At 66.2% G+C, this 26,237-nt stretch carries 27 protein-coding genes; 15 read left to right on the forward strand and 12 right to left on the reverse strand.

Features of this window, described 5'->3' with window-relative positions; translation table 11 throughout:
* The coding region (locus tag ATO3_RS25000) for a nucleotidyl transferase AbiEii/AbiGii toxin family protein (protein ID WP_198963349.1) at positions 1-580 on the forward strand (580 nt) is incomplete at its 5' end.
* Positions 581-615: 35 nt separating this feature from the next.
* Positions 616-1,254 carry a plasmid pRiA4b ORF-3 family protein gene (locus ATO3_RS25005; RefSeq protein WP_088652599.1) on the forward strand — a complete coding sequence of 213 codons (639 nt, stop codon included), beginning with the start codon at positions 616-618 and terminating at the stop codon, positions 1,252-1,254.
* Positions 1,255-1,321: 67 nt separating this feature from the next.
* Here the strand turns inward: ATO3_RS25005 and ATO3_RS25010 are convergent, their stop codons facing one another.
* Positions 1,322-2,032 (reverse strand): hypothetical protein, encoded by a 711-nt coding sequence (locus ATO3_RS25010; protein WP_408630832.1) that lies wholly within the window; start codon positions 2,030-2,032, stop codon positions 1,322-1,324.
* A gap of 652 nt (positions 2,033-2,684) precedes the next feature.
* The gene (locus tag ATO3_RS25015; protein WP_088652601.1) at positions 2,685-4,307 is read right to left on the reverse strand and encodes a winged helix-turn-helix domain-containing protein; all 1,623 of its coding nucleotides are present in this window, start codon (positions 4,305-4,307) and stop codon (positions 2,685-2,687) included.
* 198 nt (positions 4,308-4,505) lie between these two features.
* On the opposite strand from ATO3_RS25015, the gene ATO3_RS25020 reads away from it, so the two are divergent.
* From ATO3_RS25020 to ATO3_RS25030, 3 genes are all read left to right on the forward strand, one after another.
* On the forward strand, positions 4,506-5,333 hold the full coding sequence (locus ATO3_RS25020) for a class I SAM-dependent methyltransferase (RefSeq protein WP_088652602.1): 828 nt from the start codon (positions 4,506-4,508) through the stop codon (positions 5,331-5,333).
* 104 nt (positions 5,334-5,437) lie between these two features.
* Positions 5,438-5,821, forward strand: coding sequence for a group I truncated hemoglobin (locus ATO3_RS25025; RefSeq protein WP_088652603.1), 384 nt, complete (start codon positions 5,438-5,440; stop codon positions 5,819-5,821).
* Positions 5,822-5,830: 9 nt separating this feature from the next.
* On the forward strand, positions 5,831-6,868 hold the full coding sequence (locus ATO3_RS25030; RefSeq protein WP_088652604.1) for an adenylate/guanylate cyclase domain-containing protein: 1,038 nt from the start codon (positions 5,831-5,833) through the stop codon (positions 6,866-6,868).
* Between the two features lie 6 nt (positions 6,869-6,874).
* Here the strand turns inward: ATO3_RS25030 and ATO3_RS25035 are convergent, their stop codons facing one another.
* From ATO3_RS25035 to ectA, 6 genes are all read right to left on the reverse strand, one after another.
* Positions 6,875-7,213, reverse strand: coding sequence for a type II toxin-antitoxin system RelE/ParE family toxin (locus tag ATO3_RS25035; protein WP_088652644.1), 339 nt, complete (start codon positions 7,211-7,213; stop codon positions 6,875-6,877).
* A gap of 10 nt (positions 7,214-7,223) precedes the next feature.
* Positions 7,224-7,475, reverse strand: coding sequence for a type II toxin-antitoxin system ParD family antitoxin (locus ATO3_RS25040; RefSeq protein WP_088652605.1), 252 nt, complete (start codon positions 7,473-7,475; stop codon positions 7,224-7,226).
* A 136-nt stretch (positions 7,476-7,611) separates the two neighbouring features.
* The gene (locus tag ATO3_RS25045) at positions 7,612-9,039 is read right to left on the reverse strand and encodes an aspartate kinase (protein WP_088652606.1); all 1,428 of its coding nucleotides are present in this window, start codon (positions 9,037-9,039) and stop codon (positions 7,612-7,614) included.
* 11 nt (positions 9,040-9,050) lie between these two features.
* Positions 9,051-9,443 (reverse strand): ectoine synthase, encoded by a 393-nt coding sequence (locus tag ATO3_RS25050; protein ID WP_088652607.1) that lies wholly within the window; start codon positions 9,441-9,443, stop codon positions 9,051-9,053.
* Positions 9,440-10,732 (reverse strand): diaminobutyrate--2-oxoglutarate transaminase, encoded by a 1,293-nt coding sequence (ectB, locus tag ATO3_RS25055; RefSeq protein WP_088652608.1) that lies wholly within the window; start codon positions 10,730-10,732, stop codon positions 9,440-9,442. Before ectB ends, ATO3_RS25050 begins: the two co-directional genes overlap by 4 nt.
* A gap of 36 nt (positions 10,733-10,768) precedes the next feature.
* Positions 10,769-11,320, reverse strand: coding sequence for a diaminobutyrate acetyltransferase (gene ectA, locus ATO3_RS25060; protein WP_088652609.1), 552 nt, complete (start codon positions 11,318-11,320; stop codon positions 10,769-10,771).
* Between the two features lie 248 nt (positions 11,321-11,568).
* Between ectA and ATO3_RS25065 the strand changes: the two genes are divergently transcribed.
* The gene (locus ATO3_RS25065) at positions 11,569-12,081 is read left to right on the forward strand and encodes a MarR family winged helix-turn-helix transcriptional regulator (RefSeq protein WP_088652610.1); all 513 of its coding nucleotides are present in this window, start codon (positions 11,569-11,571) and stop codon (positions 12,079-12,081) included.
* Positions 12,082-12,190: 109 nt separating this feature from the next.
* Here ATO3_RS25065 and ATO3_RS25070 read toward each other — a convergent pair whose 3' ends face one another.
* The 3 genes from ATO3_RS25070 to ATO3_RS25080 form a co-directional block, all read right to left on the reverse strand.
* Positions 12,191-13,375 carry an aminodeoxychorismate synthase component I gene (locus tag ATO3_RS25070; protein ID WP_088652611.1) on the reverse strand — a complete coding sequence of 395 codons (1,185 nt, stop codon included), beginning with the start codon at positions 13,373-13,375 and terminating at the stop codon, positions 12,191-12,193.
* Positions 13,368-13,679, reverse strand: a complete 312-nt coding sequence (locus tag ATO3_RS25075; RefSeq protein ID WP_088652645.1) for a Dabb family protein — start codon at positions 13,677-13,679, stop codon at positions 13,368-13,370. Before ATO3_RS25075 ends, ATO3_RS25070 begins: the two co-directional genes overlap by 8 nt.
* A gap of 249 nt (positions 13,680-13,928) precedes the next feature.
* Positions 13,929-14,624, reverse strand: coding sequence for a GntR family transcriptional regulator (locus ATO3_RS25080; RefSeq protein WP_198963351.1), 696 nt, complete (start codon positions 14,622-14,624; stop codon positions 13,929-13,931).
* A 205-nt stretch (positions 14,625-14,829) separates the two neighbouring features.
* Between ATO3_RS25080 and ATO3_RS25085 the strand changes: the two genes are divergently transcribed.
* The 9 genes from ATO3_RS25085 (at position 14,830) to ATO3_RS25125 (ending at position 25,296) form a co-directional block, all read left to right on the forward strand.
* Entirely contained in the window at positions 14,830-15,600 is a 771-nt protein-coding gene (locus tag ATO3_RS25085) for a class II aldolase/adducin family protein (RefSeq protein ID WP_088652612.1), read from the forward strand.
* On the forward strand, positions 15,597-16,553 hold the full coding sequence (locus tag ATO3_RS25090; protein WP_158218074.1) for a 2-hydroxyacid dehydrogenase: 957 nt from the start codon (positions 15,597-15,599) through the stop codon (positions 16,551-16,553). The genes ATO3_RS25085 and ATO3_RS25090 overlap by 4 nt, the downstream gene beginning before the upstream one ends.
* A 23-nt stretch (positions 16,554-16,576) precedes the next feature.
* Entirely contained in the window at positions 16,577-18,199 is a 1,623-nt protein-coding gene (locus ATO3_RS25095) for an amidohydrolase (RefSeq protein ID WP_088652647.1), read from the forward strand.
* The gene (locus ATO3_RS25100; protein ID WP_088652614.1) at positions 18,199-19,137 is read left to right on the forward strand and encodes an ABC transporter permease; all 939 of its coding nucleotides are present in this window, start codon (positions 18,199-18,201) and stop codon (positions 19,135-19,137) included. Before ATO3_RS25095 ends, ATO3_RS25100 begins: the two co-directional genes overlap by 1 nt.
* A 2-nt stretch (positions 19,138-19,139) precedes the next feature.
* Positions 19,140-20,051 (forward strand): ABC transporter permease, encoded by a 912-nt coding sequence (locus ATO3_RS25105; RefSeq protein ID WP_088652615.1) that lies wholly within the window; start codon positions 19,140-19,142, stop codon positions 20,049-20,051.
* Positions 20,052-20,135: 84 nt separating this feature from the next.
* The gene (locus ATO3_RS25110; protein WP_088652616.1) at positions 20,136-21,719 is read left to right on the forward strand and encodes an ABC transporter substrate-binding protein; all 1,584 of its coding nucleotides are present in this window, start codon (positions 20,136-20,138) and stop codon (positions 21,717-21,719) included.
* A gap of 66 nt (positions 21,720-21,785) precedes the next feature.
* Positions 21,786-23,234 carry an amidohydrolase family protein gene (locus ATO3_RS25115; protein WP_088652617.1) on the forward strand — a complete coding sequence of 483 codons (1,449 nt, stop codon included), beginning with the start codon at positions 21,786-21,788 and terminating at the stop codon, positions 23,232-23,234.
* Positions 23,231-24,220, forward strand: a complete 990-nt coding sequence (locus tag ATO3_RS25120; protein ID WP_088652618.1) for an ABC transporter ATP-binding protein — start codon at positions 23,231-23,233, stop codon at positions 24,218-24,220. The genes ATO3_RS25115 and ATO3_RS25120 overlap by 4 nt, the downstream gene beginning before the upstream one ends.
* Positions 24,217-25,296 carry an ABC transporter ATP-binding protein gene (locus ATO3_RS25125; protein ID WP_088652619.1) on the forward strand — a complete coding sequence of 360 codons (1,080 nt, stop codon included), beginning with the start codon at positions 24,217-24,219 and terminating at the stop codon, positions 25,294-25,296. Before ATO3_RS25120 ends, ATO3_RS25125 begins: the two co-directional genes overlap by 4 nt.
* 12 nt (positions 25,297-25,308) lie before the next feature.
* On the opposite strand, the gene ATO3_RS25130 is transcribed toward ATO3_RS25125, so the two are convergent.
* The gene (locus ATO3_RS25130; protein WP_158218075.1) at positions 25,309-26,145 is read right to left on the reverse strand and encodes an FkbM family methyltransferase; all 837 of its coding nucleotides are present in this window, start codon (positions 26,143-26,145) and stop codon (positions 25,309-25,311) included.
* Positions 26,146-26,237: the final 92 nt, after the last annotated feature.

A 26,237-nucleotide genomic window follows, 5' to 3' on the forward strand; every position in this document is an offset into this window, starting at 1 on the left:
TAATTTACGCCAGATCTTGTCCAAGAGATGGGGAGTAGCTCACGTTGCCTTCGAGGATTTGTTCGGCGGCAAGCTCCACGCGGCAGTGGACCGACAACACCCGCGCGATCTCTACGACGTCAAACTGCTGTACGAGAACGAAGGGCTGTCAGACGACCTGTTTCGCACATTCCTGATCTATGTCACCAGCTCACCACGTCCGGCACACGAACTCCTGAACCCTAACCTGATTGAACTTGACCAGCCATACGCGAGAGAATTCGAGGGGATGACCAGGATGCCGGTCGCGCTCGACGAGCTGCTCGAAACCCGCAAGAGACTGTTCGCAGACATCCAGTCCCGTTTGGATGAGGAAGCCAGGCGCTTCCTGCTCACCCTTCACGACGGCACGCCCCAATTCGATGCGATCGCCCGCCCGCAGGCTGGCGACCTGCCAGCCGTGAAGTGGAAGCTATTGAATCTGAACAAGCTGAAGGCCCAGAACCCCGCCAAGCACGCCGCGCAGCGCGCCGCCCTCGAATCGCTCTTCAGCTATTCGGGGCCCGACGACACAGGGCGGTCTGGCCAGAAACGAACCTGATCGTCTCCCCAACCTGACCACGGAGCCAGGGCAACATGTTCCAGGATTTCAATGCCGTTCGTCTGCACGTCGCGCTCGTGGGGGTCGAGCCGCTGATCTGGAGGCGTCTCGTCATCCCGTCTGCCTGGACGCTGGACCGTCTCCACCTGGTCCTGCAGGCAGCCTTCAGCTGGACCGACAGTCACCTGCACGAGTTTCAGATCGGCGGTTTGCGCTACGGTGATCCCGAGTTGCTCGACGACGGTTTCGAGGGCTCGAAGACGTTCAACTATCACGACGTGCGGTTGTCCGACTTCGTCAACCGGGCTGCGGCGTTTACCTACGTCTATGATTTCGGCGACAGCTGGGAGCACCGTGTCACGCTCGAGGATTGGCTCTCGCTGGATCCACTCCCTCGACATGCCGAATGCGTGGACGGTGCAAGGGCTCGGCCGCCGGAAGATGTCGGGGGCTGCTGGTCATACGGAGAATTTCTCGACACGCTCGCAGATCCCGAGCACGAAGAGCACGAGCACAACCTACGTTGGGCCGGAGGGTATTTCGATCCGGAATGGTTCGATCTCGAGCTGATCAACAAGGACTTGCGAAACACCTTCCGCACGAACGCCCGCAGGCGCTTGCATCAACCGAAGCCGCCGGCATGGAAAGCCACATGGTCGGGCAGAAAACCCTGATCGTCATCAGAAAGACCACCCCGGCAGTCTTCGGCCCGCAGCCGATGTCGTGGCCCGGGAACCGGGTTCAATAGTTCACCTGCTCGAAATCGTAGAGACCCTCGAAGTCGCGCCAGTCGACGAACACCGAACGATGGTTGATGTTCGGGCAATCGTCTCCCCATCGCTCGAGCCCGCTATGGGCGTCTGGCAACGCCCGCGGTATGGACGGCTGCCAGGAAAACTCTCCCTGCCTTCCATATGTGCCGCGGGTCACCAAGGCGTAGCGATTGCAACTGCCATCGCTGGACCTGCGCTGCCGTGCCTGGCGCACGTGATACACGCGGATGGACCGCACGAAGTTGAACTCCGGCCCGCTGATGTCGATGTCCGCCCCGTGCTGCGCCAGCGCCAAGGCCCGGGCGACCGCCGGTTCTCTTGGCTCAACCGGGGCCGATAGAAATCCAGCCGATACAGGTGTTCCGGCAACCTTCAGAGGCGCTTTGCGCAGGGCTTCAGGTCGTGGGTGCGCGCCGTCAAATAGCACGTCGTGAACCGGGATATCGAAACGACCACTCGTCCTCGGTCGAAAAGAGGCGCCCATCGGGCATCGCCAGATCTGCAGCGGCGGCTCGACGGGCCAGGGCGTGATCCGCCGCATGAATTCGGCCCTCGCCTGGGTGCAGGGTACGGACGCCGGCCATCCTCCGGCGAGACACAGCAGGATGGCGCAATCAATCGGGTAGGATTGGGCTTCGGTCCGGGCCGCAGGTCCAGTGAGTGCGCAAAGTCCCACAATGGAATTCAGGATGATGCGGGCAAACTATTTGAACATGGCTCGGCACTCGATCAACGCGAAGGTTCCAGGCACTATGCTTCAATAGTCTATCTTAGTCACGTGTGATTTATTTATGGAGGGGCCCGGCGGGATGCTGCCACTACCTGCCGGCGGACAGGTTCTCCAAGATTTCGGGGAACTCTTCTGCATTCAAGACCTTCGCCTTCGCCAGTATCTCCGAAGACATTGGTGGTTCGATGAATTAAGCTGGCATGTCTTCATCAATCCAGAGAACCGACAATTCTGCGTTGTCCCAGAGAATAACCCAGCCAACAGTTCGTTCGCCATCCTCGCCCAGAACGCGTGCGATGGAGGTGCCTTCCACTCTTTCAGAATTCACTGGCACATGCCCGCATATCTTGCCCCCACGCACCGAACAAGGTGGTCAGGTTCTTGATGGGGTTTGAAGAATTCAGTGGGCATTGGAGAAGCTTCCAGTCGCGGCTTCCTCTAAGCGGAAGTGCCAGCAACCACTTGTTTTGATGATGAATTTTACCATCAGGGGCAAGCGCAATCCTGCTATTCTGCAAAACTCTCGTAATCATGGTTATGTGCAATTTGCGGTGAGGCCGACTGTACCGGGCGGGTCACGGGGCCCTCTTCCCGGCGCGGTCTAGAGGTTGAGCCCCGAGCGGCGCAGCCCGTCCAGGAACATCTCGCGGTGCGCGTCGCGCCGGAACGGATAGGACATCGCGATGGTCTCGGCGTCGCAGGCCATGCCCAGCTCGGTCAGCCGTCCGGCCGCCTCGCGCGCGGCGTCGCGGTCGCCCATCAGCCCCGACAATGCGATCCGCCGCTGCAGCGCGCGGCCATAGGTCGGATCCCAGGACAGCGCGCGGCTCAGCCGGCTGTCGGCGGCGTCGAATTGTTCGTCGAGCATGTGCCACAGGCCCAGGTCGGCCTCGATCACCGCGCGGTAGGTATAGACCGGGTCCACCCGGAACAGCCGCTCCTGGTACTGCCGCGCCCGGTCGGAATGGCCGGAGAAGCCGTTGATGCAGCCGCCGAAATGGTAGTTCATCGCGGCACTCGGGTTCAGCGCGATGGCGCGTTCGACATGCAGCAGCGCCAGGTCGTGGTTGCGGTTGGTCCAGAGCTCGCCCACCGCCGAGAGCGCATGGGCGATCCAGGCGCTGCGGTCGATCTCCATCGCGCGGCGGGCGGCCTCCAGCGTCGGGGTGAAGGCGGTGGCGCTGTCGGCGGCGGAGAAGCCACCCATCGCCTGCTGGAACCGGGCAACGGCCACCAGGCACAGCGGCACCGACCAGTCCGGGCTGCGCTCGGCGGCGCGGGTGGCCAGTCTTTCGGCCTCGATCAGCCCGTCGCGGTCGCGCTGGCCCACCAGCCAGGCGGCGCGCATCGCCAGCTCCCAGGCGGTCATGTCCTCGGGGCCCTTGCGCAGCACGCGCCGCGCCTCGGCGCCCTCCAGTTCGGGTGCGATGACCGTGGCGATCTGGGCGGCGATGTCCTCCTCCATGTCGATCAGGTCGCCCATGTCGCAGAGGATGCGGTGGCTCCAGATCTGGCAGCCCTCTTCGGCATCGGTCAGGCTGACCTGCACCTTCAGCCGCTGGCCGACCCGGTGAAAGCTGCCCTCGACCAGGTAGCGCGCCTTCAGCGCCACGCCCAGATCCCCCGCGCCCAGCCCGGCATCGGCAAACCGTTGGGCGGAATTGCGGGCGATCACCGGGAAATAGCGCCAGGCCGACAGCGCCGCGATCAGCTCGTCGGTCAGGCCCGAGGCCAGCGCGTCGGACCGCGCGCCGTCCGACAGATCGCGGATCGGCAGCACCGCGACGGCGGGCCGGTCAAAGGGTGTCGGCCCGGCGCAGGGGTCCGGAGACGGACCGGCCCCCGGACCGGCGACGGGGATCCCCGCGTGTCCGGCGGGGCGCGGCGGTTCGGGCGCGGCCGGGGCGGCGGCGGGCTGTTCCTGCGCCTCGCCCACGAACCGGATCCCGCGCCGCTGGATGGTGCGGATGAACCTCTGCGTGCTGCCGTCGTCGCCAAGCGCCTTGCGCGCGTCCCGGATCCGGCTGGACAGCGCGGCGTCCGACACGATGCGGTTGCCCCAGATCTCCTCGAAGATCTCGTCCCTGCTTACCACCCGGTCGCGGGCCGAAACCAGCATGCGGATCAGGTCGAACACCTGCGGCTCCACCCGCACGATCTCTCCGCTCCGCCGCAGTTCAGCGCGGTCGGCATCCAGTTCGAAATCGGCGAAGACGTAGTTCATACGGTCCACCCGCAAGCCCGAGGCGCGCCATCATACCCCGAAAACGCGAATTCTCCTACGGGTCCGCGTTTGCGGGGCCGCGCGCCAAATCCACCGGATCTGCAGGCATCTCCACGGGCTCTGCATCCTGTCTCCAAGCGGCGCCGGGCAAAGCGGTGCATCACTCTGCCACGACCCGACAGGATATTGGAGACGACGATGAACATTGCCACCGAAACCGCCCCGGCGCCCGATCTCGCCGCCGTCAAGACAAAGCAGCAGGTCACCTGGTCGACCGGCGACTACCCGGCCATCGGCACCACGGTGCAGATCGTGGGCGAGCGCCTGGCCGAGGCCATGGACCTGCGCCCCGATGCCCGCGTTCTGGACGTGGCCGCCGGCAACGGCAACGCCACGCTGGCCGCCGCCCGGCGCGGCTGCAACGTGGTGTCGACCGATTACGTGCCGGCCTGGCTGAAGGCGGGCATGGCCCGGGCCGAGGCCGAGCGCCTGACCGTGGCCTTCCGCGAGGCCGATGCCGAGGACCTTCCGTTCGAAGCCGGCTCTTTCGACGCGGTCATGTCCACCTTCGGCGTCATGTTCACCGCCAACCAGGAGGCCGCCGCAAGCGAACTGGCGCGCGTCTGCCGCTCCAGCGGGCGGATCGGGCTGGTGAACTGGACGCCCGAAGGCTTCATCGGAGAGGTCTTCCGCACCATCGGCCAGCACGTGCCGCCCCCGCCCGGCCTGCGCTCTCCGCTGCAATGGGGCACCGAGGCCCGGATCGAGGAGCTTTTCGGCGACAAGGCCGCCGAGGTGACGCTGACGCGCAAGCATTTCGTCTTCCGCTACCGCTCGCCCGCCTTCTGGGTGGAACACTGGAGCCGCATCTACGGCCCGATGAACAAGGCGTTCGAGGCCGTGGGACCCGACGGGGCCGCCGCGCTCGAATCCGACCTGGTGTCGCTGGCCGCCGCGCGGTCGCGTGACGGGACCCAGATGATCGTTCCGGCCGAATATGCCGAGATCGTCATCCGCCGCGCCTGATCCGGCCCGGCAGGTGCCGGGTCCCGTCCCTGCCCGGCGCATCCCCGGCCGCCTGTCCCCCGGCCGGGGACCCCTTCATTTCCGAAGACTGATTGGAGAAAGCCATGACGTGCTCTACCGCTTCCCTTCCCCAGGGGTCGCTCTTTACCCGCTACGGCGGCATTTCCGGGCTGCGCTCCGTCATCATGATGTTCTACGACGCGGTGCTGGACAGCGAGGTCATCGGCCATTTCTTCGATGACGTCGACATGGGCCGGCTGATCGATCACCAGACCCGGTTCTTCGCCATGCTGATGGGCGGGCCGGCCGATTTTTCGAACGATCGCCTGGCCCGGGCCCATGCCCACCTGGACCTGACCCATGCCCATTTCGACGAGGTCCGGCGCCTGCTGGCCGAAACGCTGGATGCCGCCGGTTTCGCCCCGGCGGACCGCGACATCGTCATGGCCGAGGTCGAAGCCCGCCGGTCCGTCATCGTCCGTTCATGAGGTAGCCCCATGTTTCCCGAAGACCTCAGCGCGCGGCTCCTGAAATCCATCGGCGTGGGCGTCTGCCTCGCCGAGGCCGGGACGCGCCGCATCCTTTATGCCAATCCCACCTTCCTGGGCTGGTTCCCCGATGCCGCCTCCGGCACCGATCTTTGCGAGGCGGTCGGCGGGCTGGATCCCGTCCGCCTGGAAACCGACAGACCGTTCGAGCTGCGCACCAAGGTCAAGCGCCGCACCCTGGTGATCGAGACCCAGCTGCGCAAAGCCGAGCATGACGGCCGCCCGCTTCTGGTGATCGAATGCCAGAACGTGTCGCGCCTGCGCGAGACCGAGGCGATGATCGACAGCTACGCCGCCATGGTCGACCGCCGCACCCGCGACCTGGAACGCGAGAAGACGCATGTGGAAAAGCTGCTGCTGAACATCATGCCGCGTTCGGTCTATGAGGAATACACCACCTTCGGCTCCGTCGCGCCGCGCCTGTTCGAGCCGGTGTCGGTGCTGATGCTGGATTTCGTGGGCTTCACCGAGATGGCCGCCGCCGCCGATCCCACCGTGACCGTGGGCGAGCTGAACGACATCTTCACCGCCTTCGACCGGATCGGAGAGCTTTGCGGCTGCGAACGGATCAAGACGATCGGCGATTGCTACATGGCGGTCGCCGGCCTGCCGCATCCGCACCCCGATCATGCGCTGGCCGCCGCCCGCTGCGCGGTGAAGATGATGCGCTATCTCGACCGGCGCAACACCACGCACCAGCACCAGTGGCGCGCGCGGATCGGCATTGCCTCGGGCTCGGTGGTGGGGTCCGTCGTGGGGATCCAGAAATATGTCTATGACGTCTTCGGCCCGGCGGTGAACCGTGCCGCGCGGCTGCAGCAGATCTCCGATCCGATGGAGATCACGATCTGCGGGTCGCTCATGGGTGAGCTGATCGACACGTTCGACATCTCGCCGCCACGGACCGAGGATCTGCGCGGCTTCGGCGAGGTTTCGGTCGCGACCCTGTCGGAACGGCGTCCCGCGGCGTCGGCGATCGCGTCGTGATCGCGGTCAGTCCCGCCCTTCCCCGTCGCCGCGTTCGGCAAGGCGGCGGGGCAGGTCCGAGCTGACATGCAGAAGGTCCACGATCACGATCCGCGCCGGTTCCTCTATGAAGACAATGTAATGTCGGCCCATCCGGGCAAAGCGCAGGTCCTCGGGCAGGTCCGGGTCCAGCAGGGCGCGGCAGGAGCGGCTGTGCACCATGCCGTCGGCCAGGGCGCTGCAATGGGCGATCAGGTCTTCGGCGTAAAGCTCGGCCTGGCGGGGGCCGAAGGTCTGCCACGTCCAGTCGGCGATGTCTTCCAGCGCGGCCTCGGCCTGCCGGGTCAGGACCCAGGTTCTGGACATCGGGTGTGCGCTACGGCGCGCGGCGGGCAAAGGCGCGGCGGATCGCGTCCTCTCCGCTGCCCTCGGCCAGATCGCCGGCGCGCGCCTGCCCGACCCCTTTCGCCAGCCGGTCGCGCAATGCGCCCGCCTCGGCCTCGTCCTGTTCCAGCAGCCGCAGCCCTGCGCGCAGCGCTTCCGAGGCATTCTGATAGCGGCCGGAGGTGACGAGATCGTCGACGAAGCGCGACTGATGGTCGGTCAGGACGACATTGCGGGTGGCCATCGCGGTCTCCGTGGTCGGTGGGGTTCGATTGGCAATATATGCCATCCCGCCGGTTCGGTCCACCATCACGCGAAAACGCCGCCCCCGGAGACCCGGGAGCGGCGCTAAATGTATCATGTACCGAGGCTCGGCCGGATCAGGCGACCACGGCCAGCTTCGCTTCCTGCGGGATCAGCGCGTCGTGCAGCGCCTTGATCGCCGGCTTCAGGTTGTCGCGCTCCAGGATGAACTGCACATCCACGTTGCGCGGTCCCTGGCTGGCGCCCACGGCTTCCAGGCCGGCACCCGCGATGGCCTGCAGGCCCCGCGTCAGCACCGAAAGGCCGTTCAGGTCGCGCCCGATGACCGAGGCCATCGACATGGTCCGCGAGGACACGCGCGCCGAGGGGTAGAGCTTGGCCAGGTCGGTTTCGACCTGCCGCATCTTGGCAAGCGACGCATCCAGGTAGTGCGTGATCGTGTTGGCGTTCGACACCTTGGACACGATGCGCACGTTGTGCCGCGTCAGCACCTCGAGCACGGCGGTGTCGTAGCCTTTCACGCCGACCATGTCCTGTTCGAACAGCTCCAGCGCGATGATGTCCAGGCCGGTGACGATCTCGACCGCCGGGTTCTCGGCCGGCTGGTCGTCGATCAGCGTGCCCGGATCGCCCGGATCGAAGGCGTTGGTCACCCGCAGCGGCACGCCCGAGCGGCGCAGCGTCTTGGCGGCCTTGGGGTGGATCGCCTCCATCCCCATGTTCGACAGCTGGTCGGCCACGTCGAAGTTCGTGCGGCCCAGCTTGCAGACGGCATCCTCGCCCACCAGCTTGGGGTCGGCCGAGGACAGGTGGAATTCCTTGTGAATGATCGCCTCGCCCGCCCCGGTCAGGGCCGCGATCCGCGAAAAGGTCACTTCGGAATAGCCGCGATCGTAATGGCTCATCAGGCCTTCGGCGCATTGCGCGTAGCCGGTGACGATGGGCATCTCGACCATCGGGTCGATATCCTCGAAGGCGCCTTCGATCCGCTGGTCCAGGGTCACGTCGCCCTCGTCCCTCCAGCCCGACAGATCCACGAACCGCGCATCGATCCCGGCCCGCTGCAGCAGCAGAGTGGTCACGAAGGCCGAATGCGTCTCGCCGAGGCCGGACAGAAGCTCGCGCGTCTGCTGCATGTGCTCGGACAGCCGGAAGTGGCCGTAGGAGCACAGGCGCTGCAGGTCGATCAGGCAGTTGCGCACGCCCAGAATCCGTTCGGTGACGAATTCGTCGGCCATCCGCAGGTCGCCCTTGTTGCTGAGCACCGCGTGATGGGCCGCCTTCATCGCCTCGGCGACGCGGTCCAGCTGGTCGTGCCAGCCGTGTTCCGTGTCGTCGTTGGCGAACAGGGCATAGACGCCGGGCTCGCCCGACTTCTTGTGCTCCAGCAGCAGGTTGGTGATGCCCCCGAAGGCCGAGACCACGAAGATCCGACCGTAGGGGTCATCCTTGTTGAGGAACAGCGTGTCGACAAGCTCGTTCACACGGCTCATCGACGTTCCGCCGATCTTCTCTACGGTATGCGACTTGGGATCAGGTGACATGATTTCCCCCGTCAGGCGTCTTCCAGTGCATAGGAGCCGTCGGCGCGGTGAACTTCCTTGCCAGTGACCGGCGGATTGAAGCAGCAGGCCATGACGAGCTGCTCGTCGGCAATCAGCGTGTGCTTGTCATGCTCGTTCAGCGCATACATCACGCCGGGCTTGATCTCGTGCGATTCGCCGGTGGCCAGGTCGATGATCCGGCCCTTGCCTTCCATGCAGTAGACGCTTTCGAAGTGGTTCTTGTAGTGGAACGTGTGCTCCGACCCGGCTTCGAGGAAGGTGATGTGGAAAGAGAACCCCATCCCGTCGTTCGCCAGCAGCATCCGGACCGAGGACCATTGCGCGTCATTCACCACGCGGTCGCGTTCTTCTTCGATGATCTTGTTGAAATCGCGGACAATCATTGTGCGTTCTCCATATTCTTCTGTTCAGCCATCACTTCGCGCGTCACGTCGAGCAGGATGTCGAAGCCCTGTTCGAAGGTCGCGGTCGGCGTGGTCAGCGGGGCGAGGACCTTGATGACCTGGTCTTCGCTCCCGGAGGTTTCGATCACCAGCCGGCGCTTGTAGGCGCGGGCACAGATCTCGGAGGCAAGTTCGCCCGAACCGACATCGACACCCTGCATCAGGCCACGGCCCTTGAGCTTGGCGCCCGGCACTTCGGCCGCGACTTCGCGCAGGCGGCGGGTCATCAGTTCGGCCTTGCCGGCAAGTTCGGTCTGGAACCGGCCATCGGCCCAGAATTTCTCGATCGCGACGCGGGCGGTCACGAAGGCATGCGTGTTGCCACGGAACGTGCCGTTGTGCTCGGCCGGGCCGAACACGTCATATTCGGGACGCACCAGAACCATCGCCAGCGGCAGGCCGAAGCCCGACACGGATTTGGCCATGGTCACGATATCCGGCATCACGCCCATCTCCTCGAACGAGAAGAAGGTGCCCGTGCGGCCGCAGCCCGCCTGGATGTCGTCGATGATCAGCAGCGCGCCGTGTTTCTTCGCGATGTCGCCGATCTTGCGGACCCACTCGGCCGACGCAGCGTTCAGGCCGCCCTCGCCCTGCACGGTTTCCAGCATGATCGCGGCAGGCGCGTCGATCCCGCCCGAGGCATCCGACAGCATCTGGTCCAGCAGCGCGGCCGAATCGACACCTTCGGCGAAGGCGTCGAAGGGCATGCGGGTCACGCCCTGGGTCGCCATCGCGGCGCCGCCGCGGTGATATCCGTTACCGGTCGCCGCCAGTGCGCCCATGGTCACGCCATGGAAGCCGTTGGTGAAGGCGATGATGTTGGTCCGGCCGGTAACCTTGCGGGCGATCTTCATCGCCGCCTCGACGGCGTTGGCGCCGGTCGGGCCGGTGAACATCACGCGATGGTCCATGCCGCGCGGGGCAAGGATATGCGTGTCGAAGGCTTCCAGGAAATCGCTCTTGGTCGACGTGTGCAGGTCGAGACCATGGGCGATCCCGTCGCTGGTGATGTGATCGACCAGCGCGGCCTTCATGTCCGGGTCATTGTGCCCGTAGTTCAGCGAGGAACACCCGGCCAGGAAATCGATGTAGGTCTGGCCTTCGTTGTCCTTCAGCTCGGACCCGGAGGCCGAGGCGAAGATCGCGGGCATCCCGCGGCAATAGGAGCGTGCGGCGCTTTCGCGTCGTTCGAAAATATCGGTCGTGGCGGTCATGTCCTTGGGCATGAGACGTCCTTTCGTATCCGTAGATGTCAGTTGGGGTCAGGCGACTCGAGCAAGAGGGGCCGGTTGCGGCAGGTCGATGGTGACCATGTGCTCGGTCGCGTGCCGACCGTCGAAATGCGCGTGACGTTCGAAGTGGGGTTCGTCGTCCAGCTCGCCACCGATCTGCTTGGCAAAGCTGCGGAACAGCGCCCACGACGCTTCGTTGTCGCGCGTGATCGTCGTTTTCATGTTCTTCGCCCCGTCGCAGGCGTCGCGATTCACGAGCTCGAGCAACATCTTCTTGCCCAGGCCCAGGCCGCGCGCGGCCGGGCTGACCGCGACCTGCCAGACGAAGAGTTCGTCCTTTTCGGGGATCATGTGGCCCGAGATCCAGCCGACGATCATGCCGTCCAGCTCGGCCACGACGCAGGTGTCACGGAAGTGATCCGCCTGCACGAGGTTGCAATACATGGAGTTCTCATCGAGCGGCTTGCACTTGCGCACCAGCTCCCAGATGCCCGAACCGTCCGTGGCGTCGGGCTTTCTCAAACGAAGGGCCGGAGCCGCTTTCGTCTCGGGGCTCGGCGTTTTCTCGATGTCTTTCGGCATGTGTCCAGCTTCCTCGAAAACTACTTAGAGTGTCTAAGTAGGTCATCGGAACTGAAACTTCAACATTCAAAGTAATTTTCTTCCCCGATGCGCTGTTTCGGCGCATTTCCGCGCCCCGAGGGCGCTCCAGGCGACGGAATGCTTAGCCAGCCAAGCGAAACGGGGAAGGTAGCGCTTGATCTAATAAAGTAAACAGCAATATCGCTTCGTCTATTGAAGCTTTTGCCGGGGATGTGCATATGTAGTGCATGCAAGTAAGCCGACCCGACCGCCTGGATGAGAGCCTCATCGCGCTGCGAAGGATCCTGCGCGCGACAGAATTGTTCGAGCGGGACCTTGCCACTTCGGCGGGTCTCACGCCCGCACAGCTGCGCGTTCTGCAGATCGTGGACGAACGCGAAAGCGTCACGCCCAAGGGGCTGGCGCGGCAGATGGGCGTAAGCCAGGCCACCGTGACCTCGCTGGTCGACAAGCTGGTAGCGCGCGGCCTCGTGGAACGGCAGCCCTCCAGCATCGACCGCCGGCAGACCAACGTGGTGATCACCGCCTCGGGGCAGGCGCGGCTGAAGGTGGCGCCGGATGCATTGCAGCAGCGCTATGTCCGCGCCTTCGAGGATCTCGCCGACTGGGAGCAGGCGCAGCTTGTCTCCTCGCTTGAACGGGTCGCCGCGATTCTCGACGCCGAAACGATCGACGCTTCGCCGGTTCTGACCACGGGAGAGATCCGGCCCGGCGGGCGCCTGCCCGAATCCCATAACTGAGGCCCGCGCCGGACCTTTTGCCATCGGCCGCCTGACGCTGCGCGATCGCCAGCAGCATGCCCAGGTGATCGCGGTTCAACTGCGGCTTCCGCTGACCAGGTGACGGGGCTTACGCTTTGGCGCGCAGCTCCGCCTCCGGGGCGGCGCCGGTCGCGAAACGCGCCTTCAGCAGGCATTCCTCGTATTCCGACCGAACGTCGGAATCGTACACGACACCCCCACCGACATTGAAGATCGCCGCGCCGCCGTCATGCAGGGTAAGCGTGCGGATCGCGACGTTGAAACACATCCGGCCAGAGGGCGCGACAAAGCCGATCGCCCCGCAGTAGATGTCGCGCGGCTGGTCTTCCAGTGCGCGCAGGATCTTCATCGCCTGGATCTTCGGCGCGCCGGTGATCGAACCGCAGGGAAACAGCGCCGCAAAGATGTCGGAGACCGTCGCGCCGGGGCTCAGGCGGGCGCGGACCCTGCTGACCAGCTGGTGCACCGTGGGATAGCTCTCGATCCGGAAAAGCTCGGGCACATGGAGCGTGCCCAACTCGCAGAGCCGCGAGATGTCGTTGCGCAGAAGATCGACGATCATCAGGTTCTCGGCGCGGTTCTTGATATCCTGCCGAAGCGTCTCGGCCAGGGTGGCGTCTTCTTCGGGCGTTGCGCCGCGCCGGATGGTGCCCTTCATCGGGTGGGTTTCGATCCAGCGGTCCGCGTCGACCTCGAAGAACAGCTCGGGCGACCGTGACAGGATCACCGGGCCGCCCAGGTCCACAAGCGCGGCATAGCGCACCGGCTGCCGGTCGGTCATCCGGTCAAAAAGCGCCTCCGGCGCCCCGCTCCACCGCGCGTGGACCGGAAATGTCAGGTTCGCCTGATAGCAATTGCCGGCGCGCAGGTTCGCGTGCACCTGCTCGAAACGCGGCGCGTAGTCGTCGAAGGACCATGCGGGCCGGATGTCCGTCAGGCTGCCCGCAGCACTGTCCGCGCGCGCCCCGGCCGGCCCCGTCTCAGGCGCCTCGAACACCCCGAACAGGACCAGCGGCAACCGCCGCCCGTCGGGCATGTGATCGCGCAGCTTCGGCTCCAGCGCATAGCCGGCCTCGTAGCTGACATAGCCGGCGCACCATTTCCCGGCCGCCTGCGCACGTTCGATCCGCGCCAGGGCCGCCGGCACCTCGTCGGCATGGTCGGCGCGGATCACCTCATCGGGGGCGGCAAAGCGCATCTCGGTGCCCGCGAGATCGTCGCGCAGCAGGATGCCGGCGGCTCCCGGCAGGACACCGGTGTCGGGATCAGTCATCAGGGCTGGTAAGGGCCTGTGTCTGATCGTAATCCACCGCGAACCGCAGCTCTCGCAGGGGTTTCACCTGGCGGATCGACTCGGCGTAGATCTCGTGCGCCTTGTAGGCTGCAAGCGCCGCATCGTCGGCGAATTCGCCGTAGACCACCACATCGACTTCCTTGCTGTTCGGGTCCGTCTTCCGGTTCACCGCGATCTCAAGGTGCTGCGCATGCGGGATGCCGGTCAGCTTCTGAAGGCCCCTGCGGATGGCCTCGATATTGCCGTCGGTCCCGGCGGTGAAGAAGACGATGTGACGGATCATGGCAGTCGGGGTCTCGTTCTGAAAATCTGCGGATCCTTCAAGCATTTGGCCGGATCCTTCCGCAGCAGAGTGTAAGCGCCGCGCCGCTGGCTTCAACCGGATAATCCCGGCCCCCGGCAATCCGTCGCGCAGCATTTTCAAGGCGGATGGGGCCGCCGCCCCGCCGGATCTGCCCGCATATGCACGGGCCGTGACGCTGATCCGCCGCGCGGCGCAGGACCGGGGCAGGTGTCCGGCGGGGGTCGCGGTTCAGCCCGCGTTGCCCCGGTACAGCTGCACGACGTGAATGCGCGCGTCTTCCAGGTGTTCGCGCAACTCCGTGCGCAGCCGCTCGGCATCGCGGGCCGCGAGCGCCTCGATCAGCGGATCATGCGCGCGGGCAAGTTCGCGCGGATCGTCATAGACACGGCCCAGCAGCGCGATACCGGCCCTCAGCTGCGTGGCGATCTGGTCGAACAGCCGGACGATCCGCATGTTGCCGCCCAATTCGCAGAGCATCCGGTGAAACGCATAATCCTGTTCCACCTGTTCGCCCAGCTGGCCTTCGTGGGCGAGCCGTTTCATCAGCGCGACCTGTCCGGACAGCTGGTCCAGATCGGCTTCGGTCATGCGCTCGACCGCGGCGCCGGCGGCATGCAGCTCCAGGCATTCGCGCAGGTCGTAGATCTCGTCGAGCTCGTCCGCCTCGTAGGCATGGACAAAGAACCCCCGGCGCGGATGCGTGACGATCAGGCCCTGGCTTTCAAGGAGCCGCAACGCCTCGCGCACCGGCGCGCGCGAGGTGCCCAGTTCGCGCGCCAGCCGCGCCTCGCCGACCTTCTCGCCCGGGCGCAGCCGTCCATCGCCGATGGCCATCAACACCTGGTTCGCGATCCGGTTGGCTAGATCGGTGTTCTCCAGCTCGGTGAACAGGGGTCCGCCGGTCGATCCTTCGTCGTTCATCATGCGCGGGTCGTCCCCCGTTGATCTTTTGCCTGGCCGCCGGACCGGACGCCGGGCAACAGCCGAATTTTTCATCACCAGCTTGTCACGAGTATAAATCTGCCGATAGTCTAGTTGCAAGATTGTCGACAGTTTTTGGATTCTGCGTCATGTCTTGCCACAACAATCAGCGATCGTGCCCCTGCCCGCCCCGCGAACGGAGACCCGAATGACCCTGCAAGACCCCATCCGCACCAGCCTGGCCCCCGAACGGGTGGAACTGGCCGCCGCCTACCGGCTGATCGCGGAGTTCGGGATGGATGACAGCATCTTCACCCATATCTCGGCCAAGGCCCCCGCCGACGAGGGCGAACATGCCTTCCTCATCAATCCCTACGGGCTGCGGTTCGACGAGGTGACCGCCGGGGCGCTGGTGACCATCAACCTGGACGGCGAAATCCTGAAGGATCCCCATGGCGCGGGGATCAACAAGGCCGGCTTCACGATCCATTCGGCGGTCCATGCCGCCCGGCCCGACGTGGCCTGCGTGCTGCACACCCACACGGTGGCCGGTGTCGCCGTGGCCTCGATGAAGGAGGGGCTGCTGCCGCTCAACCAGTGGTCGGCGCCGTTCTTCAACCGCATCGCCTACCACGATTACGAGGGCATCGCGCTGAACCACGAGGAACGCGCCCGCATCGTGGCCGACCTCGGCGACCGCAACGCGATGATCCTGCGCAACCACGGTCTGCTGACCTGCGGCCGCTCGGTGGGCGAGGCGTTCCGCACGATGATGGACCTCGACCGCGCCTGCCAGGCGCAGGTGGCGATCATGGGCTCGGGGCTGACGCCCAACGTGCTGAGCGACGAGCTGGCGGAATACGTGGCCAGCCAGGAAGAAAGCTGGGCCGAACAGCACGATGCGAAGGGCAAGCCCGACGTGGAATGGGCCGCCTACCTGCGGCTGTGCAAGGCGCGCCACCCGGAGTTCGACCAATGAAGGATGCCACGCTCGCCCAGCCGATCCTGACCGTCGCGCTGTCGGAAACATTCGACCTCGTGGCCAACATGGCCGAAGCCTCCGACCCGCGCGTGACCCTGGTGCGCCCGGACGAGGTCGAGGATCCGGGCGCCGTCACCTGCGCGTTGGCGTGGCGCCCGGCGGACGATGCATTCGATGCGTTTCCGAACATAAAGATGGTGGCGTCGATCGCTGCCGGCGTGGATTCGATCATGAATTGCCCCTCGCTGCCCTCCGGCGCCGTCGTGACCCGGGTTCGGGACGAGGAACAGGCCCGCATGATGGCCGGCTTCGCGGTCTGGCATGTGGTTCACCACCACCGCAGGATGGGCGAGTATCTCGACAACCAGGCGACCGGAAGCTGGAGCCGCAAGTTCCGGGCGGACATGTCCTCTCAGGTGCCGATCGGATTGCTGGGCTTCGGCCTGATGGGCCAGCACGTGGCCAAAGCGCTTGTGGCGTTGGGCTATCCCGTGCTGGCGGCCAGCCGCTCGGGCGGCGCCTCGATGGACGGGGTCGAGATCGTCTCGGGCCCCGACGCTGTCAGCCGCGTGGCCGGCCGCGCCCGGATGCTGATCAACCTGCTGCCGCTGACCGAGCAGACCCAGGATGTGCTGAACGCCGAGCTCTTCGCCACCATGCCCGAGGGCGCCGTGCTGATCCAGCTCGGCCGGGGCGAACACATGGTCGAGGACGATCTGCTGGCCGCGCTCGACAGCGGGCACCTGGCCGCCGCCTCGCTGGATGTCTTCCGGCAGGAGCCGCTGCCGCGCGATCATGTCTTCTGGAGCCACCCCAGGGTGGTCGTCACGCCGCACAAGGCCTCGGACACGACGCGCCACGAGGTGCTGCGCCAGCTGGCCGACAATTACACCGCCCTCGTGAGCGGGCAGACCCCTCCGGGCGCGGTCGACCGCGACGCCGGATACTGAATCAAGCAATGGAAAGTACGCCGATGACCGCCCCCACCCGCATCCTCACCAACGCCAAGATCTGGTGCGGCCTGACCGAAGGCTTTGCCGAGGCGCTGGCCATTTCCGGCGACAAGGTGCTGGCCACCGGCACGGCCGAAGAGATCGGCGCCATGGCCGGACCCGAGACCGAGATCACCGATCTTGGCGGCAAGCTGGCCACGCCGGGCCTGAACGACGCGCACCTGCACCTGCATCTTTACGGGATGAACCTGCGCCAGCTCGACCTGCGGCCCCATCACGGGGTCACCACGGTCGACAAGATCCTCGAGATGGTGAAGGCCGCCGCCGAGGCCACCCCCCCGGGCACCTGGATCCTTGGGCGCGGCTACGACCACGACAAGCTGGAGGGCTTCCGCCATCCGCACAAGTCCGAGCTGGACAAGGTCGCGCCGGATCATCCCGTGATGCTGACGCGCGCCTGCGGCCATACCTGCGTGGTCAACTCCACGGCGCTGGAAATCGCCGGGATCGGTCACAACACCCCCGATCCGCATGGCGGCAAGATCGGCCGCGACCCCGGCGAGCTGAACGGGCTGCTGTGGGAAAACGCCCGCTTCCCGGTGCAACAGGCCCTGCCCGACGTCACCGCCGAGGACTACGCCGACGCGATCTCGGCCGCCGGTGACATGCTGCTGAGCCTTGGCATCACCTCCTGCATGGAGGCCGGCATCGGCCTGGCCGCCGGCCTGCCCGAGCTGCGCGCCTACCAGATCGCGCGCAAGGACGGGCGGCTGAAGGTCCGCGTGGCCGGCACGCTGATGGGCGACCTGGAAAAGAACCTGCTGGATGTGGCCTATGAAGAGGGCCTCGTGACCGGCGCGGGCGACGACATGTTCCGCATCGGGCCGGTGAAGATCTTCACCGACGGATCGGCCGGCGCCGGCACGGCGTGGATGACCCGCCCCTATTCCAACGACGAAACGAACTACGGCGTGCCCTGCCTCACGCCCGAGGAATGCGACGAACTGGTGATGAAGGCCCACAAGATGGGCTACCAGATCGCGCCCCATGCCATCGGCGACGCCGCGATCGGCATGGTGCTGGATTCCTACGAAAAGGCCTATGCCGAGATGCCCGATCCCGACCGGCGCCACCGGATCGAACATTGCGGCTGGCACACGCCCGAGCAGCTGGAGCGGATGCAGGCGATGGGCGTGATCCCGGCCGGGCAGCCGTCGTTCCTGTATTTCTTCGGAGACGGCTATTTCATGTGCCTGGGCGAAGAGCGGCCGCATCACTGCTATCCGTTCAAGACCTGGCTGGACGAGGGGCTGCACCCGTCGGCCTCCACCGATTGCCCGGTCACGGACCCCGATCCGTTCCCCTGCCTTTACGCCATGACCGCGCGCAAGTCCGACACCGGCCGGGTGCTGGGCGACGGGCAACAGCTGTCCATGGCCGAGGCGCTGCATCTTTATACATACGAGGCCGCCTACGGCGTGCACGACGAAGAGCGCAAGGGCCGTCTGATCCCCGGGCAGCTGGCGGATATCGCGGTCTTCGACACCGACTTCTTCGAGATGGACACGCCCGAGCAGATCCTTGACGCCCAATGCCTGCTGACCATCCGGGGCGGCGAAACCGTGTTCGAACGGGGGGCCTGATGCTCAACGTCATCGCGCAGCGTCTGGTCCTGTCGGTTCCCGTGCTCTTCGGGGTGCTGCTGTTCGGCTTCCTGCTGATGCAGATCGTCCCCGGGGACCCGGCCCTTGTCGTCGCCGGGCCTTCGGCCACTCCCGACGTGGTGGCGGCGATCCGCGAGGAGATGGGGCTCGACAAGCCCGTCCTGGTGCAGTTCTGGTCCTACCTGGAGCGGATGGCGCAGGGCGATCTCGGCCGCTCGATGATCTCGAACAAGGCGGTGACCGAGGAACTGGCCGCAGCACTTGGCCCGACGCTGGAGCTGATGATCGGGTCGATGCTCTGGTCGGTGCCGGTGGGCATAGCCATGGGGACCCTGGCCGCCGTTCTGCGCGGCTCGCTGGTGGACCGGGCGATCATGGCGCTGTCGGTCGCGGGTGTCTCGCTGCCGATCTTCTTCATCTCGCTGGTGCTGATCCAGTGGCTGGGCGTCACCTATCCGATGTTCACCTTCATCGGCCGGCCCGGGCCCTGGTACACGCCCGAAGGCTTCAACGGGCTGTTCCTGCCGGCGCTGTCGCTGGGTCTGATCCTGATCGGGCCGGTGGCGCGGATGACGCGGTCCTCGGTGCTGGAGGTGCTCAAGCTCGATCACGTGCGCACCGCCCGGGCCAAGGGTGTCTCGGAAACCCGGGTGATCCTGGCCCACGGGCTGCGCAACGCGCTGATCCCGGTGATCACGCTTGTGGGTCTCCAGGTGGGTTACCTGCTGGGCGGCGCGGTCGTGACCGAAACCATCTTCTCCTGGCCCGGTCTCGGCCGGCTTGCCGTGGGCGCCATCCTGTCGTCCGATTTCACCGTCGCCCAGGGCACGATCATGCTGTTCGCGCTGGGGTTCATCACCGTGAACCTGATCGTCGACATTCTCTATTCCCTGCTTGATCCGAGGGTCCGGAAGTGACCATGACAACAGCCAACGCGGCCCCGCCCGCCGAGCCGATCGAAGACGCCGACCAGGTCACCGCCCCCGCCCGCGCCCACTGGTTCCGCCGCCTGCTGCGCGACCGGGCCGCCGCGCTGGCGCTGGTGACGCTGGCGTTGATCATCCTGGGCGCCCTCTTCGCGCCGCTGCTGGCCACGCACGACCCGGCGTCAAACTCGCGCTCGATCATGACGCCGCCGATCTGGTCCCCCATGGGAGAGGCCGGCCACTGGCTCGGCACCGACGGGCAGGGCCGCGACATCTATTCCCGCCTTCTCTACGGCGCGCGGCTGACCCTGCTGATCGGCTTCCTGGCCGTGGGCCTGGGCGGCTTCATCGGCTCTCTGGTCGGCCTGCTGTCGGCCTTCAACGAACGCATCGACCCCTGGATCATGCGCACCATGGACGTGCTGCTGTCGTTCCCCGCGATCCTGCTGGGCCTGGCGCTGGTGGCGGTCATGGGACAGGGCGTGATTCCGGTCATCATCGCGCTGTCGGTGTCGTCCATCCCCGATTGCGCCCGCGTCGCCCGCGGCATCGCCATCGGCGTGATGAAGCAGGAATTCATCGAGGCCGGCCGCGCCGTCGGCCTGTCGAACATCCAGCTGTTCAAGCGCTACCTCGTGCGCAACGCGATCTCGTCGATCATGATCTTCATCTCGCTGCGCTTCGGGCAGACCATCCTGATCGGCGCGACGCTCTCGTTCCTTGGCCTGGGCGCGCGCCCGCCGGCCGCGGAACTGGGCATGATGGCGTCTCAGGGGCGCGAGTTCCTGCTCTTTGCCCCGCATATCGCGGTCATCCCCTCGGTGGTGATCTTCATCATCGTGCTGTCGGCCAACGTGGCCGGAGATGCGCTCCGCGACGTGCTAGACCCGCGCCTGCAGGCCTGAGGCCGGCAGGACGCGCAACAAGACCAACAAAAACAACAACAAGACCAAAAAGAACCACCACTCGACCAACAAGGAACACATGCAATGAGAACGAAGACCAACAGGATACGCGCGGGCCTCGGCATCGCCACGGCCGTGGCACTGGCCCTGCCCGCCGCCGCGCAGGAACTGACCATCATCCGCAACCAGGACAGCAACCACTACGACCCGGCCCGCACCGCGGCGCTTTCGGGGTCCGAGGTGCTGTTCATGCTGGCCGATACCGTCGTGGGCCTTGACGAGGACATGTCGACCATCGTGCCGCACCTGGCCAGCAGCTGGGAGGTCTCGGACGACGGCCTGGTCTATACCTTCACGATCCGCGACGACGTCTCCTTCTGCGACGGCAAGAAGATGACGGCCGAGGACGTGGCCTATTCGCTGAACCGCTGGTACGACCCCGAGACCAAGTCGCCGGTCCGCTGGCGCATGGGCGACGTGAAATCCATCACCGCCCCCGACGACACCACGCTGGTCTACGAGCTGAACGCCCCGCATTCGGAGCTGCTTTATCAGCTGGCGCAAAGCTTCGGCTCGGTCGTCGACAAGGAAACCGTCGAAGCGCTCGGCGCCGATTTCGGCGTGACCGGCTTCAACGGCACGGGCCCGTTCTGCTGGGACAGCTGGACGCCCCGCGACAAGATGGTGCTGACCCGGCACGAGGGCTACAACTGGGGCCCCGCCAACTATGAGAACACCGGCCCCGCCCAGGTCGAAAAGATCACCTGGCAGATCGTGCCCGAGGCCGCGACCCGCACCGTCGCGATGCTGACCGGCCAGGGCGAGGTCTCTCCCTATGTGCCCTTCATCGGTGTCGACAAGCTGCGCCAGGCGCCCGGCGTCGAGATCGTCGAATCCGACCAGGCGTTCTGGACCAACTACATCGGCTTCAAGATCACCAAGGACATGGTCGACGACATCAAGGTCCGGCAGGCGATCAACCTGGCCGTGAACCAAGAAGCCATGGCAGAGGACCTGTTCTTCGGCGAGGTCGAGCCGGCGTTCTCCTACATCTCCTCGGGCGCTCTCGACTGGGACGAGTCCCTGGACGACAAGCTGCTGACCTACGATCCCGAGAAGGCCGCCGCCCTGCTGGACGAAGCCGGCTGGACGCTGAATTCCAACGGCGTGCGCGAAAAGGACGGGGTCGAGCTGGCGCCGCTGGCGATCACCTTCACCGGTGAATGGCAGCAGACGGTCGAAGCCGTGCAGGCCGACCTGCTGAAGGTCGGGATCAAGCTGCAGATCGAACCGATGGACGCGACCGTCTACTGGGGCAAGTCGGCGACCGACGAGTTCGACATGTATGTCATGGGCTTCCCCTATGTCTCGGCCGGCGACGCGCTGAACCTCTACTTCCGCTCGTCGAACATCCCCACGCCCAACCGGATGAACTACGACGATCCGAAGACCGACGAGCTGCTGCTCACCGGGTCGCATGCCACCAGCGATGCCGACCGGGCGAGCGCCTACGGCGAGGTCCTGGCCACGGTGCATGACGAGGCCATCTGGCTGCCGGTCTACCACAAGCCGATGCAGATCGCCGTGTCGGACAAGCTCAAGCCCTTCGAGGCGCACAACATCTACGGTGCCGGGCTCTACAAGGGCCTGCAGCTGGGCTTCAAGTAACTTCAGGGACATCCCCGACTGGGTCGCCCTCCGGGGCGGCCCCCTTTCCCCGCAAGGACCGAATTCATGACCACCACCGTCATCCGCAACGCCGCCTACATCATCGCATGGGATGCCGAGGCCGACAGCCACACGCTGCTGCAGGGCCAGGACATCGCCTTTGACGAGACCGGCATCCTTCAGGTCGGCGGCCGCTACGACGGCCCCGCGGACGAGGAGATCGACGGCTCGGACCGCATGGTCAGCCCGGGGCTGGTCGACATCCATTCCCACCCCTCCTCCGAGGCCATGAACAAGGGCATGCTGGACGAGCTGGGCTCGCCCGGCCTGCGCATGTCCTCGCTTTACGAATTCATGCCGCTGTTCCGCCCCGACGGCCAGGGCACGCCCTTCGCCGTCAAGACCGCCTATTCCGAACTGGCGCTGTCGGGCGTGACCACTCTGGTCGATCTGTCGGTCGCCTATCCCGAATGGCTGTCGCTGGCCGAGGCCTCGGGCCTGCGCGTCGTCATCGCGCCGATGTACCGCTCGGCCCGCTGGTATACCGACACCGGCCATTCCGTCGATTACGAATGGGCCGAAGACGACGGGCGCGGCGCCATGCAGGTCGCCATGGACACGATCGACGCGGCCACCGCCCATCCCTGCGACCGGCTGACCGCCATGGTCGCGCCCAGCCAGATCGACACCTGTTCCGAGGCACTGATAAAGGACAGCTATGCCGAGGCCGAGAAGCGCGGGATCAAGATGCAGATCCACGCCGCGCAATCCATGGTCGAATTCAACGAGATCACCACCCGCCACGGCATGACCCCGATCCAGTGGCTGGACAGCCTCGGCGTGCTGACCGACCGCACGATCATCGGCCACGGCATCTTCCTCAACGACCTGCACCCCTGGCCGGCCTGGCCCGATGGCGCGGATTTCGAGATGCTCAAGGCCTCCGGCGCCGCCGTGGCCCATTGCCCGACCGTGTTCCAGCGCCGCGGCGTGACGATGCACACCTTCGGCAAGTACATCCGCAATGGCGTGCCCATGGGCATCGGCACCGACACCTATCCCCACAACATGCTGGAAGAGATCCGGCATGCGCTGATAAATTCGCGCATCACCTCCAAGAACGTCTACGACCTGCGCACCACCGACGCCTTCGACGCCGCGACCGTGGGCGGGGCGAAGATCCTGGGCCGGGACGACATCGGCAAGCTGGCGGTGGGCTGCAAGGCCGACCTCTTCATGGCCGACATCCGGCATCCGGCCATGCGCCCGCTGCGCGATCCGCTGGCCTCGCTGATCTATGTCGCCGCCGAACGCGCGGTGACGGACACCTTCGTCGACGGCGCCGGGCTGGTGCGCGGCGGCGAGCTGAAGACCTTTGACCTGGATGCCGCGCTCGACGGGCTGGAAGACGCGCAGCGCCGGGCCGAGGTGGAATTCCAGCAGCTCGACTTCCGCGACCGCACCCATGACCAGGCCGCGCCGATCAACTACGCACCCGCCAAGGAACCCTCATGACAGCGACCCCGCTTCTTGACGTCCGCGACCTGGCCATCGAGTTCAAGACCGAGGGCGGCGCCGTGCGCGCCGTCGACGGGGTCAGCTTCTCGGTGGACCGGGGCAAGACCATCGGCATCGTCGGTGAATCCGGCTGCGGCAAGTCGGTGACGTCTCTGGGCATCATGGGGCTGATCCCCACGCCGCCCGGCCGCTATGCCGGCGGCGAGGTCCTGTTCGAGGGCCGCGACCTTCTGAAGATGTCCGCCCAGGAGCGGCGCGGGCTGCGCGGCGGACGGATGGGCATGGTCTTCCAGGAGCCGATGACATCGCTCAACCCGGTCTACACGATCGGCGCGCAGATCATCGAATGCCTGAAGGCCCACGGCATGCGCAACGCCCGCGAGGCGCGCGACCGTGCGGTCGAACTGCTGGATCTCGTCCGCCTGCCCTCGCCCTCGTCCCGCGTCGACGATTATCCGCACCAGCTTTCAGGGGGCCAGCGCCAGCGCGTGATGATCGCCCTGGCGCTGGCCAACAACCCCGACCTGCTGATCGCGGACGAGCCCACCACCGCGCTTGACGTGACGATCCAGGCGCAGATCCTCGACCTGATGCGCGACCTGTCGGACCGCACGGGGGCCGCGATCATGCTGATCACCCACGACCTCGGCGTCGTGGCCGAAACCTGCGACGACGTGGTCGTCATGTATGCCGGCAAGGTCGTCGAACGCGCCCCGGCAAAGGACCTCTTCGACGGTCCGATGCATCCCTACACGCTGGGTCTCATGGCCGCCGTGCCGCGGCTGGATACCGATGCCGACCGTCTCGAAACCATCCCGGGTGCTGTTCCTCCGCCCTGGGCCATGCCAGCGGGCTGCCGATTTGCCTCGCGCTGCCCGCTGGCGACGGACCAATGCCGCCAGTCGCCGCCGCCCCTGCGCGAGATCGCCACGAACCGTCTTGTCGCCTGCTGGCGCGCCCCCATCGAGGAGATCGCCGCATGAAGCCCAATGTCCTCGATGTCTCCGGCCTGACCAAGCACTTCACCCTCGGAGGCGGCCTGTTCGGCCGCAAGAAGGGTGTCGTGCAGGCCGTCTCGGATGTCTCCTTTTCGGTGGCAGGGGGCGAGACCCTGGCGATCGTGGGGGAATCCGGCTGCGGCAAGTCCACCACCGGGCGCGCCCTGCTGCGCCTGCTGGAGCCCACCTCCGGCTCGGTGAAGCTGGACGGAGAAGAGGTCACCGGCCTCTCGCCCGGCCGGCTGCAGGCGTTGCGGCGCAACATGCAGATGGTGTTCCAGGACCCCTTCGGCTCGCTCAATCCCCGCATGACCGTGCGCGAGACGCTGATGGAGCCGCTGCTGCTGCACAATGTCGCCACCGGCAAGCGCGCCCACGAGGCCACCGCGCGGCTGCTTGAAACCGTCGGGCTGGCGGCCCATCACGCCGACCGCTATCCGCATGAATTCTCGGGCGGGCAGCGCCAGAGGATCTGCATCGCCCGCGCCATCGCCACGCGGCCCCGGCTGATCGTCTGCGACGAGCCGGTCTCGGCGCTCGACGTGTCGGTCCAGGCCCAGGTGGTGAACCTGCTGCAGGACCTGCAACGCGAATTCGGCATGGCCTATGTCTTCATCTCGCACGATCTTTCGGTGGTGCGTCACATCGCCGACCGCGTGGCCGTCATGTACCTTGGGCGCGTCGTCGAAGAGGCGCCTGCGGCGCAGCTCTTCGCCGATCCGCGCCATCCCTACACGCGCGCCCTGATCGAGGCCGCGCCCCGGCCGGTGCCCGGCCTGCGCATCGCCGCCGAGCCGCCCAAGGGCGAGGCGCCTTCTGCGCTGAACCCCGGCCCCGGCTGTGCCTTCGCGCCCCGCTGCCCCCTGGCCACCGATCTCTGCCGGACGACGCGCCCCGCGCTGGAACCGGCCGGCGCGGCGGGCCGGGTCGCCTGTCACCATTCCGAAACCGCCGCCGGGCTTTCCGTGGCCGAGGCACCGCCGCAATCGCCGCAACTGGCCGCGCGGCTGGCGGTCATGGCCAGGGCCCGCGCCGCGCAGGCCAGCGGAACCCCGGCATGAGCACGCCGGGGTTCAGACGCCCCCGAAGGTCATCCCCGCCGGCAGTGCCACCGCGTCCTTGCGGTAGAACACGTAGGTCGGCGCGATCCACCTGAACGCCCTGTCGTCGCCCGGCGTATCCAGCGGCCCAAGCGCCAGCGCGCCGGTATCCGACCTCAGCAGCGCGCGGGCACCGCCCCAGTCCGGGCCCAGGATCGCGGCAAGGTCGTCCACCCCGGCGTAACATTCGCACAGGATGACGCGCGGCGGCTCTTCGGACAGAAGCCGCGCGGCGCCCCGCAGCACCGCGTGTTCGGCCCCCTCGGCATCGATTTTCCAAAGATCGCCGGCACTGCCGTTGTCGAACACCTGGTCCAGCCGCGACGTGCGGACCGTCTGCCTCCGCAGCCTGTCGCCGAACACCTTCGGGAACTGCGCCACCTGTTCTGCCGACAGCGTATGACCCTGGTTGTGGCTTTGCGACAGGATGATCTCGGCCATGCCATCGCAATCGCTCAGCGCGATCCCGTGCACCTCGACCGAGGGCACCGCCATGGCCCGCAGACGGTCGGCCAGGCTTGCCACCGGCTCGAAGGCGATGACCCGCGCGGCGCCCAAAGACAGCATTTCCAGCGCCGTCATGCCGATGTTGGCCCCGATATCCAGGCAGACATCGCCGTCGCGGACGAACGTTTCGAACAGCTTGTGATCGATATCGGCCTGCGGATGCGGCAGCCCGGTCAGCGCCCGCAGCACGTACCGCACCTCGTGCGGGTTGGAGAGGTCGAAGGACACCTCGTGACCGCAGATCTCCATCCGCAGGGGCCCCCTGTAGGAAATGCTGCCTTCAAGCTCGGAAACGTCGTTCAAGACCAGTCCCTTCCGCATACCGCCCAAATCACGTGTACGGATTGCGGGTGCCTGTCTATCGGCGCGGCGTCAATGCCCTGAAGGCGCACGGC

This window comes from Marinibacterium profundimaris (assembly GCF_002210095.1).
Classification (GTDB): Bacteria; Pseudomonadota; Alphaproteobacteria; order Rhodobacterales; family Rhodobacteraceae; genus Marinibacterium; species Marinibacterium profundimaris.